At 51.8% G+C, this 14621-nt stretch carries 14 protein-coding genes; 6 read left to right on the forward strand and 8 right to left on the reverse strand.

All coding sequences use genetic code 11. The features are described from left to right. Nucleotides 1–74: 74 nt before the first annotated feature. Nucleotides 75–218, reverse strand: a complete 144-nt coding sequence (locus KTT_RS36355) for a hypothetical protein (RefSeq protein ID WP_160146335.1) — start codon at nt 216–218, stop codon at nt 75–77. A gap of 110 nt (nt 219–328) precedes the next feature. Between KTT_RS36355 and KTT_RS33970 the strand changes: the two genes are divergently transcribed. Continuing rightward, nucleotides 329–811: a GNAT family N-acetyltransferase gene (locus KTT_RS33970; RefSeq protein ID WP_126602414.1), complete on the forward strand. Its 483-nt coding sequence runs from the start codon at nt 329–331 to the stop codon at nt 809–811. A gap of 48 nt (nt 812–859) precedes the next feature. On the opposite strand, the gene KTT_RS33975 is transcribed toward KTT_RS33970, so the two are convergent. The 4 genes from KTT_RS33975 to KTT_RS33990 form a co-directional block, all read right to left on the reverse strand. Then, complete coding sequence (locus KTT_RS33975; RefSeq protein WP_126602416.1) at nt 860–1537, reverse strand: dienelactone hydrolase family protein; 678 nt, start codon at nt 1535–1537, stop codon at nt 860–862. A 298-nt stretch (nt 1538–1835) separates the two neighbouring features. Continuing rightward, nucleotides 1836–2681, reverse strand: a complete 846-nt coding sequence (locus KTT_RS33980) for an MBL fold metallo-hydrolase (protein WP_160146336.1) — start codon at nt 2679–2681, stop codon at nt 1836–1838. A 231-nt stretch (nt 2682–2912) separates the two neighbouring features. Beyond that, entirely contained in the window at nt 2913–3452 is a 540-nt protein-coding gene (locus KTT_RS33985) for a hypothetical protein (protein ID WP_126602420.1), read from the reverse strand. Nucleotides 3453–3728: 276 nt separating this feature from the next. Then, on the reverse strand, nt 3729–4781 hold the full coding sequence (locus KTT_RS33990; RefSeq protein ID WP_126602423.1) for a class I SAM-dependent methyltransferase: 1053 nt from the start codon (nt 4779–4781) through the stop codon (nt 3729–3731). A 326-nt stretch (nt 4782–5107) separates the two neighbouring features. On the opposite strand from KTT_RS33990, the gene KTT_RS33995 reads away from it, so the two are divergent. From KTT_RS33995 to KTT_RS34015, 5 genes are all read left to right on the forward strand, one after another. Then, the gene (locus tag KTT_RS33995) at nt 5108–6268 is read left to right on the forward strand and encodes a multicopper oxidase family protein (RefSeq protein ID WP_126602425.1); all 1161 of its coding nucleotides are present in this window, start codon (nt 5108–5110) and stop codon (nt 6266–6268) included. A 176-nt stretch (nt 6269–6444) separates the two neighbouring features. Further along, nucleotides 6445–6732, forward strand: a complete 288-nt coding sequence (locus KTT_RS34000) for a GIY-YIG nuclease family protein (RefSeq protein ID WP_126603338.1) — start codon at nt 6445–6447, stop codon at nt 6730–6732. A gap of 105 nt (nt 6733–6837) precedes the next feature. Further along, entirely contained in the window at nt 6838–8112 is a 1275-nt protein-coding gene (locus KTT_RS34005) for a mannosyltransferase family protein (protein ID WP_160146337.1), read from the forward strand. Between the two features lie 105 nt (nt 8113–8217). Then, nucleotides 8218–9432 carry a cytochrome P450 gene (locus KTT_RS34010; RefSeq protein WP_126602430.1) on the forward strand — a complete coding sequence of 405 codons (1215 nt, stop codon included), beginning with the start codon at nt 8218–8220 and terminating at the stop codon, nt 9430–9432. Between the two features lie 32 nt (nt 9433–9464). Continuing rightward, the gene (locus KTT_RS34015; protein WP_126602432.1) at nt 9465–10679 is read left to right on the forward strand and encodes a threonine synthase; all 1215 of its coding nucleotides are present in this window, start codon (nt 9465–9467) and stop codon (nt 10677–10679) included. A 79-nt stretch (nt 10680–10758) separates the two neighbouring features. On the opposite strand, the gene KTT_RS34020 is transcribed toward KTT_RS34015, so the two are convergent. The 3 genes from KTT_RS34020 to KTT_RS34030 form a co-directional block, all read right to left on the reverse strand. Continuing rightward, nucleotides 10759–11610: a hypothetical protein gene (locus KTT_RS34020; RefSeq protein ID WP_126602434.1), complete on the reverse strand. Its 852-nt coding sequence runs from the start codon at nt 11608–11610 to the stop codon at nt 10759–10761. A gap of 603 nt (nt 11611–12213) precedes the next feature. After that, nucleotides 12214–13176, reverse strand: coding sequence for a carbohydrate kinase family protein (locus KTT_RS34025; RefSeq protein WP_160146338.1), 963 nt, complete (start codon nt 13174–13176; stop codon nt 12214–12216). Beyond that, nucleotides 13136–14602, reverse strand: coding sequence for a serine hydrolase domain-containing protein (locus tag KTT_RS34030; protein ID WP_126602438.1), 1467 nt, complete (start codon nt 14600–14602; stop codon nt 13136–13138). The genes KTT_RS34025 and KTT_RS34030 overlap by 41 nt, the downstream gene beginning before the upstream one ends. Nucleotides 14603–14621: the final 19 nt, after the last annotated feature.

Here is a 14621-nt window from a genome sequence, read left to right on the forward strand (position 1 = left end):
AACCTCACTTATTAATATTGGTCGGCGGATGTTCTGGCTTAACAATGCAGATGGAGCTATCCGGGTAGCAACGTTTACCACTTCTCAAAGTGTAGAAACTCGTTCCCGCTCTTGCGGCCACGCTTGAGAGAAGGTGAAGGGATATCCGTGGCCAGAATAGGATCGCTTTTAAAGTGCCGTACCATGCGCCGCTTGCGTACTACTTCTGAAAACTCCATTGGCTGAACCTCTTTCTTATTTTTATTTCTACTAGAGTTTGTAGGCGTGCATATTATGTAATGAGAATAGAGATTTTTGTCTCAGATAAATTATAAACACGGAGAATGTGATGCCAGATCTTATTTTTAGTCCATTGGATGCTGAAGAGTATTCTCGCTATCAAGATTGGTTTCATGACCCTGAACTGTCACGAAGGATTAACTATCCCGATACGGTCTGGTTTAATTATATTACGACCTCTCCCCATGTATATACCTGGATGATCTATGCCGATGTGGGCCCGCTAGGTGTGATTCAATTCGAGAAGGATCACGGGCGCGCCTGCTTTTCCATTGCCGTCAATCCTCGTTTGCGCGGACAAGGATACGGGAAGCTTATGATGCGTGCGTTCCTGAACCGGCCAGAGGTACAGGAGGTTGCCTGTCTGCATGCGGGTGTTGAATACGATAATCAGCCAAGCATGCGCTGTTTGCAGGCAGTAGGATTTACCATGCTCAATCCTGTACCCGATGAGCATGGTTTTATCGAATTTATCTATACCGCCAACGCAGCGCCGCCCGGTGCTTCCCAAACAGAAGCCTATACCGCATAGGACTGCTTTCTATCACCATTGGAACTGCGCTCTGTGAACTTCCTGAACTTAAATGTGCGCTTGAAAATAGGCCAGAACACGCTGCCAGGCATCCTGTGAAGCGGAGGCATCATAGGTTTTGCCCTGATCATTAAAAAACGAGTGTTTAGTACCGGGATAAATCTTGATATCGTGTTCAACCTGGTGCTGTGTGAGCGCCTCGTCAAGGCGTTGGGCCGCTTTAGCGGTAAAGTCTTCCCCGGGATATGAACCGACGACAGGACAACTGCGGGCAACCGCTTCCAGGGGTCGGGGATTCATCGCGTAGAAGGGCGCGATTGCTTTGAGGCGTGTGTCGCTGCAGGCCCAGGCAACGGCAAAGCTGCCTCCCATACAAAAGCCGATCGCCCCCAGGCGCCCGGCGTCCACCCGGGGTTGCTGCCCCAGATAGGTAAGCGCTTGCTTAAGGTTGCGGATGCTACCATTATTGAGGGGATTGGTCAATATCTGGCTCATGAAGCGGAACATACAGATGGTGCGGTTGCGACCAGCGAACAGATCGATAGCAAAGGCCGCGTAACCCTCATCGGCGAAGCGCCGGGCGATATCTTTGATGTTGTCGTTGAGACCAAATATCTCATGAATAACTACGACACCGGGAAATGGGCCCTCTCCCTCGGGATAGGCCAGATACCCTGAGAGCTTTTCTGTTCCAACAGAGAGCGCAACTATTTCTTCTACTGGCACCGGTGACCTCCTAATAGATATGTGGAATGAAGATATCTGCGTATATTCAATACAATATCACATGTTGATCATTGTTGTGTATATCTTCGCGCTACAAATTATAAAGAAATCTTCAGAAACATGGAAAGCAAAAAAGAGAGGTGCTATGCACCTGTAAACAGGTCTGGCACCTCTCAATTCTCCACACGATAAACCTGAATAGTCGCTCAGTTCTGGGTATGGATTACCTGACTATTCTTTTCAACTACTAAAAAAGTGGAAGTAGCATATTCATCTCTTTTTATCTATTCCGGCCCGGCTATTTCATATATATCAGGCGACGGCCATGGGATGGTAGATAGCAGCATACTTCTGGATGGGTGGCGCGTATGTAATCGACGAAGAAGCCGGGACGGCCGACATTGGCGGCGAACATCTCATAGTGGGTGGGAATAACCGCCTTGATGCCCGCGGCCGCGGCCAGATCTGCCGCCTCGCGCTCGTCCATGTTGCCGACCAGATTTTGTTGCTCGCGGAAATAACTGCGACCATTAATGGGGAGCAGCGCCAGGTCGACGGCAAGCGGTTGCAGCTTTTCTGTCAGGCCTTCAAAGACCAGGGTGTCGCCGGGATGGTACACCCGTATACCTCCCAGTTCGACAACATAGCCCAGATAGCGATAATGGCCATCGCTGATCTCCTGCCCAAAGCTATAGCATACCGGTGGAAAGCTGAGGCCATGCAGGGCGGGTAGTGGAATAACTCGTGTACCACCGATCGTGATGTCCTCTTCCGGTTGTACCCCTTGCAACTGTTCGGGTTCTACCCCCGCCGCCAGCACCTGGTCAACAATAGGACTGGGCGCGATAAAGCGTGGTCTGGAGGGATGGTGCGCCAGGATCTTGAGTGCGGGTATATCTAAATGATCGATATGCTCGTGTGTATAAAGAATCAGATCAACCGGCGGACATTCCTCGGCGGTAAAGAGGGGTGGCACTACGCGGCTCTCCATCGGAGTTAAAAATGGATCGATCAGAATGGTGCTGGTTGCGCTGCGCAAGGCGAAGCTAGCCTGACCTAACCACCATAAGGCTACCGCGCCTTCAGGAATCCGGGTAGAGGTGGCAATCTGATGGGCGGTATCGATAGTATGTTTAGCTTGCATGATTTTGACCTCTGAACAAAATAGCGTATCTCTCACCAAGTAGTACATACGGAGATAATCGGTGTAGAAATGAGCATCTCGTTAAGCATGCTTTATCATATCATACGAATATTTGTATCTTGCAAACGTCGAAGCGATGTTTGAGAAGTGCTCATGATATATTGCGTGAAGTATAACAATGGCTCGCCCATAGCACGGGCGAGCCATTCTAGTTCAAGAAAGCCGACTATCTTATAGCGAAGGTTTGACTGGTGCGGAATGTATCGGCAACGGCACAATATGTGGATGGCGTGCAGGAACCAGGATATCGCCATCTTCCTCACAATCCTGTATATGCAGACCATAGTAATCCCGGTACATACCGCTACAGATGTAGAAATCGACATGATGCGTGCCCGGGCCAACGATAGTATAGGGCCGCATCTGATCGGTGATCTGGCAATAACGTCCCCGCTTGACCAGTGTAAAATCGCGGATGGTGCCGGCATCGATTCCTGTCTGTTGATAGGTCAGCGACTGGCCTGGCTGGCACGTAACATAAGCCCTCCAGAAGCAGTCTTCAATCATATTGGCGTTCACGTTAGTAGGTGTGGTATCCCCGATGCGTACATAGACCGTTCCACAACTCGATTGCCCAACGGCTGCTGAAGCGCTGGAGGTAAATTCAATGCTGTAGATGGTTAATGCGCCAGCTATACATAGAATAGCCAGACCAATTCCCAGAGCCAATGAACGATGTGAAGGTTTTAATGGCTTAAGTGTTTTTCTCATAAATTAATCCTTTCAGTATGTATTCGTTTATACATCTATCCAACCAACCATTACGAATACTACCTGCTTTTATTATACTGATGGATCAATACATGAATAAAAAGCTTATTTGTATAATATATGGCTTATCTGGTAAGCATCCAGGGTTTTTTGAGCTCGAATATTCTTGCACCGCTATGCAGGCATACTTTTTCGTGTACTGTGGCAGAAACTGGTCGGCCTGGCCGACCAGTTTCTGCCACAGTACACGAAAAAGGAGTTGATGCTGGCGCAGCGTTAGCGCAGGCGCGCTATAACCCCGTTGTGCGCCTTGATACGTCCATGACGCAAAATCTCAAAACCATTTTCATAGGCGTACAGGCCAAGATGTTTGACATCCATGAGCTCACGATAAGCAAAGTTCATGGTATCGGCGAACAGGGTATAGAAGATTTTAGATTGTAGCTGTGCACGGGGTGTGGTCATAATGGCATAGCCACCGGGTTTGAGGAAGCGTCTATGCATGTCCAGGGCCAGGGGCTTATATTCGTCGGGAAAATGTTCGATCAGGCCAATGCTGACCACGATATCAAATTCTTTCCCATATTTAAGATCGCGAATGTCGCAAACCTCGAAATCGATGTTCATCTCGTCCCTGTACCAGACCTTAGGGGCGCCGGTGGCTGGATTTTCGCCAAGGAAAGGATAGGATTCGGGGAACTCGCCGAAGCGGTGGGTGCGGCAGTAATCGTCGTAATCGACCAGCACGGTGTGTCCACCCGGATACATGGCCATGAGTTGCATGGCCTCATAGCCATCGGCGGCTCCCAGAAAGAGAATCTCCGGCTTTTCAACGTCCAGCCCCTCAAATAAGGCCCGCTTGCCACGAGGATCCCAGATGGCATCCTCAATACGGTGAATCTTATTCCAGACGCTGGTATGGATGATATCCTCGACGGCCTCAAAGGCCTCGTGCAACTGGAGCGTGGTCAGACTCTTTCCTAATGTTCCCAGTGCCTCTTTACGAGTGGCCAGTGCATCTTCATCAAAGAGCTGCTGAAATGAGCGGTTGAACATCTCCCAGGATGTTTTTGGAGGGAGTTGCTGATCATGTTCTTTTTCCCAGCGTAGCTTCTCTTTTGACCAGCGTTCAACGCGATATGGGCGCCCGATTTTCTCCCACGAGAGCTCACTCCAATCAGAGATCGGATTGGCGTCATAAAAGACATCTTTGGTATGGGTTGGCCTGAGATCCATACGATAGGTTGGTAAGAGTTCCGTAGTCCCGATGTCTTGCTCTGTATATGGATGTGCGGCTTGTGATGTGTGCGAATGCTGATAAACGTCCATTGTAAATCCTCTTGGAGAACGGCTTCGCTGCCCTGGCCCTTAAATAGACTGTCGCAATACTTGTTTTATTTGATTGAAGTATGCTTGACCACCAATACATTGTCAAGTGGGACGTTTTCCCGACTAAGCGATACAAAAATCCTCAAAAAAAGCTATCAGTGATTGCATTATCTCCATATCACTATACCTGTGATGATTTTTTCTTCTGCCGTGATCCTTTCGTGATGTGGCTGCATTATGATCTGTGTATCTAAAGTTGCTAAGCCGTTAACGCAGCAAAACGTACTGATTGCTTCATTTTTTATTTGCACATAGGAGAGTAAAACATGCTACATGTCCCTGATAAACCATCCGTCGAGGAAAGCGCGCCAGTGCTTCCTGCATCTCAGCCCTCTACACCCAATGTGAAGATTACCTATCAACGGCCCGGACCACGTAAGCGCAGCCATACTACCGAGTGGTTCGCCTTTGCCTGTGTAATGATCCTGGTTGCGCTGTTGAGCTATGGAGTTGGTGCCATGATGACACTGAATCGCGGCGACTCTTCTTCTAGCTCTAGCAGTTCTAGCAGTTCTAGCTCCGATACGATGTCTATGTCCGACTCCAGTTCTAGTTCAGCAGATACTTCCAACGTACCGCTGGCAACCCAGAAGTATGGGGATCAGCCAGCGACCTACAAAGTTGATGCAGACGGAGCAAAACATTTCACGTTAACCGCTGAGCAGGTGATGTGGGAAGTGACCGCTGGTCATCGCGTGCTGGCATGGACCATTAATGGTACCGTTCCGGGACCCAAGATCACTGTGAATGCTGGCGACCATATACGCATCACGTTTATCAACCATTTCCCGAAGGCGACAGCTGTACACTGGCACGGCCTGGAAGTGTCGACCCATGAGGATGGTGTCCCTGGACTTGGTCAGAAGCCGATTGAGCCTGGACAGACCTATAACTTTGATTTCACCCTGCACGATCAGGATGTGGGCACCCACTGGTATCATAGCCACTATGATGATATGGAGCAGGAGACCAATGGTTTCTACGGCGCGTTCATTGTCAATCCACGTCCTGGCAGCCCGCAGCAGATCAAGTCGGATGTCGAATACGATCAATTTGTCGCGGCGATGAGTGGCTACTATGTAATCAATGGTAAGGCCTTCCCTGATACGCAGCCGATCATCGTGAAACATGGCCAGAACGTCCACATTCGTCTGTTCGGGGCTGACGCGAATAGCATCCATCCCATGCACCTGCATGGTCATTCATTCCAGATTGTGGCCGAGGATGGGCACATGGTGACACAACCAATCACCAAGGATACTGTTCAACTCGCCCCTGGTGAGACATACGATCTGGTATTCAATGCCTGGTCGACACCGGGTAGCATGTATCCGTTCCACTGCCATATCCTATCGCACCTGATGAATCCGGGCCAGACCGGTACAGAGATGGGGGGCCTGATCACCCTGGTCGAATATGCCAAATAATGTCCTGTAGCTCCAGGCTTGCCCTGGCCCGAGGCCCACTCCAGTTGGAGTGGGCCTCCCTTTGTATCCTTTCGCGCTTGTCTCCACATATGATGGCGGGAAATGCTACAATAAGATCATCTCTTATATGTTGGATATTGCCCTCACGAGAAATGGTTGTCTGATTGAACACTGTCTTGCATTATGTCTATATTGTGCGCTGTGTTGATGACACACTCTATACTGGTTATGCTACCGATGTGGCGCGCCGCGTCGCCACGCATAATGCTGGTAAGGGGGCACGCTATACGCGTGCGCGCCTTCCGGTTGAACTGCTGGCTAGCTGGGAGTTCGCCACGAAAAATGAGGCTCTGCGCATCGAGTATGCGTTGAAGCGCTGGTCGCGCCGCCAGAAACTGCTCCTGATCGAGACTCCTACTCTGATTACCCTGTTGACCGCTCCCCAGGCTAACGAAGTTGAATGATCCACTAGGATATTTTTCCTTTTTTCTTTGCTTCGGATGTGATGGCCTCTATAGTAGATGATGTATTTCCATGTATATATCAGCGAGGTAAAGGAAGCAACCTTGATGGAATCATCTGATCCAAAGATTTCTGCCGATCCTATTGTTGATGTGGCGCCCGGGTCCACTGCTAGCACTGTACCGGAGACGCCGGGGCTGGCGCCAGCAGCGCACAGAAGCTGGTGGCGTACATGGTCCCACGCCGCCCGACAGATTCTGCCCATGTATATTGCCTGGCATATCGTCTTTGCCCTGACCAGCTGCTTTGCTGTGCTCTTTACGCAGCCCGATTTTACCCGCAAGGGGGTGCCTTTATATATGGCCTGGCAAGACTGGTTTCGCTGGGATGCGACCCATTTTCGCACTATCGCGACCATCGGTTACGATTGGCCCTGGCGAACGGCGTTTTTCCCGCTGTATCCCCTCTGTGTGAAGGCGTGGATGGTGTTGACCAATTCTCCTACCTCTCCTCTGCGTGGCGAGCTGGTGGTGTCGAATCTGGCCTGCTTTGTGCTCTTTATCGTCTTCTATCAGCTGGTGTGTGAGGATTTTGATGAGGAGCGTGCGCGGCGCGCCATGTTCTATCTCTGGATCTTTCCTACCTCGTTTTTCCTGGTTGCTCCCTATAATGAGTCGCTGTTCATCTGTTTTGCCCTGCTGTGTTTCTACCAGCTTCGTCATGGCAACTGGTGGTTGGCGGGGATATGTGGCTTTTTCGCCAGCCTGACGCGTTCGACTGGACTGTTTCTGCTACTTCCTTTCTGCTATGAGTATCTGCGTCAGCGCGATTTCTCTTTTACATCGATTCGCCTGGATATTGTAAGCGCGGGACTGGTTCCGGCCGGCGTGGGGGTGTTCGCGCTGTACTGCTATGATCGTTTTGGTGATCTGCTGGCCTTCTCACATGCGCAGGCGATGTGGGCGCACCATCTCCATGGTCCCTGGCATGGTCTGATCGGCTCGGCCAAGGCGATTATCATCAGCGATGGCATCCTGAGTTTCCAGTCGCAGCGCAATCTGATGGACCTGGTGCCTTCCCTGTTCATCCTGGTGATGATTATCCTGAGTATCGTTGGTCCCTGGCGCATGCCGCGTACGCACTGGTCGTATTGTCTGTATGCGGTTGCCGTCTATATTTTCCTGCAGCTCTTCCCGATTGGTGGAACCGGCCTCTTCCCGTTGCAATCGCAGGCCCGCTACATGTTGGAGCTGTTTCCTGCCTTTATTCTGATGGCCGGCATTGGGAAAAATAAAACCTTCAATCTGTACTATCCTTTGATTGCTGCCAGCGTGCTTTTCTTCCTGTTGACCCAGTATCTGACGGGCCACTGGGTTCTCTAGCGAACGCGCCAGCTTGTTTTGCTATTCCAGGTTGTCCGTGATATACAATAGTAAGGTGTGATGCATGTACAGCCGGATAGCTATCCTGGAAGGAATGTTGGATCAATGCAACTCCCGTCTTTCTTCAATGATTTTACGTTGCCACCGTTGGAGTGGCATCAGCAGATGCGTGAGTGGAGCGCAACCATGCGGGTGACCGAGCCCGTATGGTTTGATGAGCAGAATGAGAGCTGGCGCATCTTCCGCTACGCCGACCATATACGTGTGCAGAATGATTATGCGACGTTTTCTTCGGCGCCTGCCCCTCACGAGAATAATGAGGCGGCCAATAGTATCATCGCCATGGATCCACCCCGCCATCGTCAGTTGCGGTCTCTGGTGACGCCGGCTTTTTCGGCGCGCTCCATTGCTCAGCTGGCTCCTCGCATCGAGGAGATCACGCAAGAACTGCTGCAGCCACTGCTAGTGCAGGGTCAGATGGACGTGGTGGCGCAGCTGGCGGTGCCACTGCCCATTATCGTGATTGCCGATATGCTGGGTTTTCCACACGAAAACTGGCCGCTAATCAAGCAATGGACGGATGCGCTGTTGTCCGATTCCTCGCTGGGGCAGGAAGAATCCTCCCAGGACTTGGAGATGCCGCTGACGCAGGAGCAGGTCATGATCCTGTATGAGAAGATGGCACATACTATTGATGAACGACGCCGCCATCCACGCCAGGATATTTTGAGCTTGCTTCTGACGGCGGAGGTGGACGGGGAGCATCTGAGCGACGATGACCTCTACGCTTTCTTTATTACGTTGCTAGTCGCTGGCAATGTGACGACCACGCAGTTGATCGGCAACGCCTTCTTGTGTTTTGATCAGCATCCCGATGCCTGGCAGCAATTGCGCCAGGATCCCTCGCTGGCGCCGGTGGCGATCGAGGAGATCTTGCGCTGTCTGCCTCCTAACCGGGGCACGGGCGGTGCTCGCACCATCATTGGCGGCCGTGTTGCTACCACCGACGTCCAGCTCGGCGACCAACTGATTCGCAAAGGACAGGTTGTGAAGGTGACCACCATATCAGCGAACTTTGATGAGGCCCAGTTTCCTGACCCATTGCGTTTTGATATCCGGCGCAATCCCAATCGCCACCTGTCCTTCGGTCATGGCATCCACTTCTGTCTGGGCGCGCCACTGGCGCGTCTGGAGGCAAAGATTGTGCTGGAGAATCTGTTGCGCCTGCTGCCCGAGTGGCGGCGATACAAGGATGTCCCACTCCGGCAGGTGCGCAGCAACATCGTCTTTGGTGTCAGGAACCTGCCGATTACTTTTTAGCAAACACAATATTCTGGTAAAGGTGAAATACATTGTCTTTTAGCTTTTTAACCCATCTGGAATGTCCACGTTGTCATACGCAGTATGATGCCGATGAGCAGGCTCATCTGTGCACCTGCGGTTCTCCGTTGCTGGCTCGTTATGATCTGGTAGCCGCCAAAGAGCAGTTGAGTAAAGAGATGCTGCAACAACGTGAGCCGACGCTCTGGCGCTATCACGAACTGCTGCCGGTGCGTTCGGCCGAGAATGTAGTGTCTCTTGGAGAAGGGATGACGCCACTGCTGCCATTGCCCCGCCTTGGCGAGAAGTTGGCTCTGCGTCATCTGTATGTTAAAGATGAGGGGGTAATTCCCACCGGTTCATTTAAAGCGCGTGGCGCCGCGGTTGGCGTGTCGCGTGCCCGCGAGCTCGGCGTGCGGACCCTGGCCATGCCGACAAACGGGAATGCTGGTGGGGCCTGGGCCACGTACTCTGCCCGTGCTGGACTTGACGCGGTGGTGGTTATGCCGGAGGGCGCGCCCCTGATCACACGTAATGAGTGCGCCATCAGTGGTGCCCATCTGTTCCTGGTAAATGGATTGATCAGTGATGCGGGCGCTATCGTTGGACGTGCCGTTAAAGCTCATGGCTGGTACGATGCTTCGACCCTTAAGGAACCATACCGGATCGAAGGTAAAAAGACGATGGGGTACGAACTGGCAGAACAGTTCCACTGGGAGGTGCCCGATGTGATCCTTTATCCTACTGGTGGGGGCGTCGGGATCATTGGTATCTATAAGGCGTTGCGTGAACTGCAGGAGATGGGTTGGATTGGTGAGCGCCTGCCCCGCCTGGTGGCGGTCCAGTCTACTGGCTGTGCTCCTATCGTCAAGGCCTGGCAGGAGGGGCGAGACACGTCCGAAATGTGGAAGAACTCCAAAACAGTGGCCTTCGGTATCAACGTACCAAAGGCGTTGGGTGACTTTCTGGTGCTGGAAGCGGTACGCGGTACCGGTGGTTGCGCCCTGGCTGTTGATGACGACGAATTGCTGCAGGCTCAGGTCGAACTGGCCAGTAGCGAAGGACTTTTCGTTTGTCCTGAAGGCGCGGCCACGCTGGTGGCCGCCCGCAAGCTACGCCAGCAGGGCTGGATTCATGAAGGTGAGCGCGTTGTCCTGCTCAACACGGGTAGCGGTATCAAATACCCCGATACCGTCCAGGTCTCACCACCCCTACTGCAACCCCAGGACGATATTCCTCTGGCATAATTCATATACAATTGTGGTAGATGGATCCTCTTGTGGGCACCGCAACGATGCCCACAAGAGGATCCATCTACCACAATCGCTATCTTCTTGACGACCTGAAAGTCTGGCTATAGCGTTCGGTATTATCCAGCACATTTCGTGACCAGTTGCCGGTCTGGGTAGGATAGATAAAGGCGATGGCGAGCATGGCCAGCGAGAGGAAGAGCAGAATAGCGGTGATGTTGCTTAGTGTAGGCAGGAATATGAAGAGCTGGCTGACCAGGTTGAGGGCTCCACAGAATATCAGGATGTAGCTAATGATGCGCGGGAAGGCTCGCATCTGCAGGAAAGAGATGCCCAGGATAATGCAGCCAATGGTGAGCGGACCGCCTGTAAAGAAGAAGTGCCCCCAATGTGTGATGGCCGCGAAGGATGGCAGGTGAAAGCGGGCCAGTGCCTGATCCACCAGATTCATGCCATTGACCTGTGGCACCTGAACAGATGGGATATCTGAACCACTGGTATTTTGGCCAAAGAGTCCTGATATGCCATTTTTGATCGCATTTAAGCCATTAGAAGCACCATTCGTGGCATTCTGGGCGGCATTACCAGGAGCATTGACAACGGCCGTAATGCTTTGTGCCATCCCTAATAATACCGGTATGAGTACCATGTTGACAGCAATAACGCCTATTACGAATATCAGCGCACCTATAAAGAGTAGCCCGGCACCTAAGATTCCTAAGAGATTGATATCATCTGATAGCTGTGCGTACGTATTAAGACCATAAATAAAAACAATGGTCCCCAGCGTTACCAGGATCATAGGAAGAAACCAGCTGCCCTGGGTGGGATTATTGCTACCCAGGTTTAGTACTTCACCGACTAGTGCCAGCAGGCTTCCCGCCAGTAGTAAGAAGGCCCCAATACGCATTTTTGCCTGTCGTAACACGGTCTTTCCTCCTGAATAGCAGCGCACACTCAATGCTTATTATAGTATAATCTACTATTCTCTATATTATCTAACGCTAATATCGTCTGTTTTTCGCTTCCTCATATTCCGTCCCCTCTCTTTTTCTGGGGATATCGGTGGGCCAGTGAGGGTAGATATTTTGCTTGTGATACAGTTACTCATTTTTATGTAAGAATGTGTCTGACTTCCGTCATATTGGGGGTGCATGCGCGCCCCCGCACGCGCGTCCGCCTTGTTTTTATATGTTGGTGCAACAGGGGCGCTTTCGCGCCCCTGTTGCACCAACATATAATGGACTCGTGAGCACCGGAGGTGCGAAAACCGATGCAGGCCGCAGGCCATCATCATGAGAGTCAGACACGTTCTAAGCTCGACTTTGTACATTTTTCGCCCGTGAGCTGAACAAGCACACTGATTGTCGGTCTCCTGCGAGCTCAATTTTCGACTTTTGTACAAAGTCGAGCTTAGAGCTAACAGATAGGTAACTTGATCTGAGGAATATTGTTTTACCTCGCTTGGGCAGGTAATCAGGTAGTTTGTTACTTAGCAGGGCGCGTGCTAAGCAACAAACTACCATTCAAATTAAGCGTTATGTTGAACCAGGAACTGCTCAACCTCTGCTCGCGCTGGCGGATCCGCGCCCTCGCGCAGGCAGTTGAGGGCGGCTGCGGCCGCCGCGAAGCGTAGCATGCTGGTCAATTCATCATCGTTTATCCCGGCCAGCTCTTCATGTGTGAGAATCTCACGGTCGGCCAGGTAGGTCAGTAATCCAGCACAAAATGTGTCACCGGCCCCGATGGTATCCCGAACCTCTATGTTGAAGCCAGGTATTTGGATGGGGGGGCCTCCCTTGCGCATGGCGATGGCTCCGGCGGCTCCGCGTGTAATGACAACAAGGGCGGGACCCTGTTGCGCGAGCAGGGAAAGCGCCGCCTCGGGCGTTTGACCGGGCATTAACCAGTCCAGATCGGCGTCGCTCAACTTAAGGAGATCCGTCAGGCTTATCAACTTCTGCAGCAGGGCGCGATACGCCGCTTCATCTTTCACCAGTGAAGGTCGTATATTGGGATCCAGCGAAAGCAGTGCCTGCCCCTTGAGGCGCTCGAATGTGCTGAGGACTGTATCTGGTGTGGTGCCTCGCAGCAGGCTTACCGAGCCGATCTGTAGTAATCTGGTCTCCGCAAATAAGCTATCGGGTAGATCTTCTGGCGTCATCAGGGCATCGGCAGTCCCTTCGCCGTAAAAATCAAAGCTGGCTTGCCCCGCTTCCATCGCTACGATGGCCAGCGTGCTGTGTGCCTCGGCTGTGCTGAGATAGCGTGGATCAATCCCGTTCTCTTCAATATAAGCTCGTAGTCTGCGACCAAAATAATCACTACTTATTTTGCTGGCGAACGCGCTGGGCTGGCCGAGACGGGCCACACCGACCGCGATATTGAGAGGTGAGCCGGCGGGATAGGCCCTGAACTCATCGTTCTTTCCGTTGCCCGGTAGCGGCAAAAAGTCAATCAGGCATTCGCCCATACACGTGATGAAGCTTCTCATACCAATTATGCATCCTTCTAGCCAGAGCATCCTTGCTACCAGCAGCTATTTTTCTCTGTAATATAGCACCCATGGGAATGGTTGTGTACAGGAAGAGCTCGGGCAGGTGCATACGTACAAGGAAACTGGCCGCCGATGCACTGGTATGATTATCGATGGGATGGCGTGGCTCTCGCGCTGGCTGGATAGGGCTGGTATGTTCCGCCTGTGTTTTAGAGGTGTTTTTGACTGTACCGGCCCCGATCGTCTGAATGACGGCTTTAGCCATTTCGTTGGCTGGATTTGTACCATCGGGTGCGATATAAAGATTTGTGAGAATGATCACGGTGGTTTTCGTAACCGGTTGGTAGGCAACAAAACTGGTGTATCCGGGTGTCGAACCGTTGTGGCCAAGCAGGCCGGTAAACTTAGCGATGCCCAGTCCATAGCTGGACGACTCATTGATTGGTAACCAGTTGAGCCGTTCCCTTTGGAGTGCGGGATTCAGCAGTTTACCCGTGGCCAGCGCTCTGGCCCAGATCTTTAAGTCTTCTAAATCGGATACCACACCGCCGGAGGTCCAGGAAAACGAATGGTTGAGATCCGTCACATTATTTGGTTGCCGATCAAGATCACCTACCTTGATCGCCTCTTTCCGCGTCATATGTGGTCGTGGGATAGATTGCAGGTTGCTGCCGAACATGTATCCCTGGGCATATGGTCGGGGCATGGTTGGTTGGTTTGGCAGTGGAAGCAAGCTGTTGTACATGCCAAGTGGCTGAAAGATTCTCTGTTGCAAAACAACGTTCGCTGGCGTATGTGTGACGCGTTCGATGATCTGGCCGAGCAGGATAAAGTTGGTATTGGAATAGCGATATTGCTGCCCGGGTGGCGAATATGGCGCGTGCCGCATGCTGATGGCTACCAGCTCATTCGGCTTCCAGGCTTTATCGGGATGCTGATCTAACGTCTGCCGATATGGGCGGTCTTCTACATAGTCGAACAGGCCGCTGGTCATGTTTAGCAACTGGCGAATGGTGATCGCCTGCCCATTTTTGACATTCGGCAGGTAGGTGTGGATTGGGTCATCCAGGCGAATCTTTTTCTCCTGTACCAGTTGTAAAATAACGGTGCCAACCATGGTTTTGGTCACGCTACCGATGCGCATGTGGTCTTTGATGTTGATGGGTGTGTTTGTCTTCAGATTATCTGTACCCATGCCGGTGGTCCATGTCCCTTTGCCGGGTACATCTACATAAATAATTGCGCCGGGGACGCGCATCTGCTTCTGTTTGGCGCTGAGCAGGGGCATGAGCTTATCCGCAAAGGCAGGTTGCTGGGCCAGCCCTGCCACTCGTGCATCTGCACCGGTTGGAAAACTGACGAGTAGCAAGGCGAGCCAGAGGGCAAGTAATAGATTGCGTACGTGCGAATGCTGTATTTCCATCGGAACATTTCCTTTGAGC

It is taken from the genome of Dictyobacter aurantiacus, from assembly GCF_003967515.1.
GTDB lineage: Bacteria > Chloroflexota > Ktedonobacteria > Ktedonobacterales > Ktedonobacteraceae > Dictyobacter > Dictyobacter aurantiacus.

Coding starts and splice junctions, on each gene's coding strand:
- KTT_RS36355 (WP_160146335.1), bottom strand. CDS start 218: ATGGAGTTTTCAGAAGTAGTACGCAAGCGGCGCATGGTACGGCACTTT.
- KTT_RS33970 (WP_126602414.1), top strand. CDS start 329: ATGCCAGATCTTATTTTTAGTCCATTGGATGCTGAAGAGTATTCTCGC.
- KTT_RS33980 (WP_160146336.1), bottom strand. CDS start 2,681: ATGCAAGCTAAACATACTATCGATACCGCCCATCAGATTGCCACCTCT.
- KTT_RS33985 (WP_126602420.1), bottom strand. CDS start 3,452: ATGAGAAAAACACTTAAGCCATTAAAACCTTCACATCGTTCATTGGCT.
- KTT_RS33990 (WP_126602423.1), bottom strand. CDS start 4,781: ATGGACGTTTATCAGCATTCGCACACATCACAAGCCGCACATCCATAT.
- KTT_RS33995 (WP_126602425.1), top strand. CDS start 5,108: ATGCTACATGTCCCTGATAAACCATCCGTCGAGGAAAGCGCGCCAGTG.
- KTT_RS34005 (WP_160146337.1), top strand. CDS start 6,838: ATGGAATCATCTGATCCAAAGATTTCTGCCGATCCTATTGTTGATGTG.
- KTT_RS34010 (WP_126602430.1), top strand. CDS start 8,218: ATGCAACTCCCGTCTTTCTTCAATGATTTTACGTTGCCACCGTTGGAG.
- KTT_RS34025 (WP_160146338.1), bottom strand. CDS start 13,176: ATGAGAAGCTTCATCACGTGTATGGGCGAATGCCTGATTGACTTTTTG.
- KTT_RS34030 (WP_126602438.1), bottom strand. CDS start 14,602: ATGGAAATACAGCATTCGCACGTACGCAATCTATTACTTGCCCTCTGG.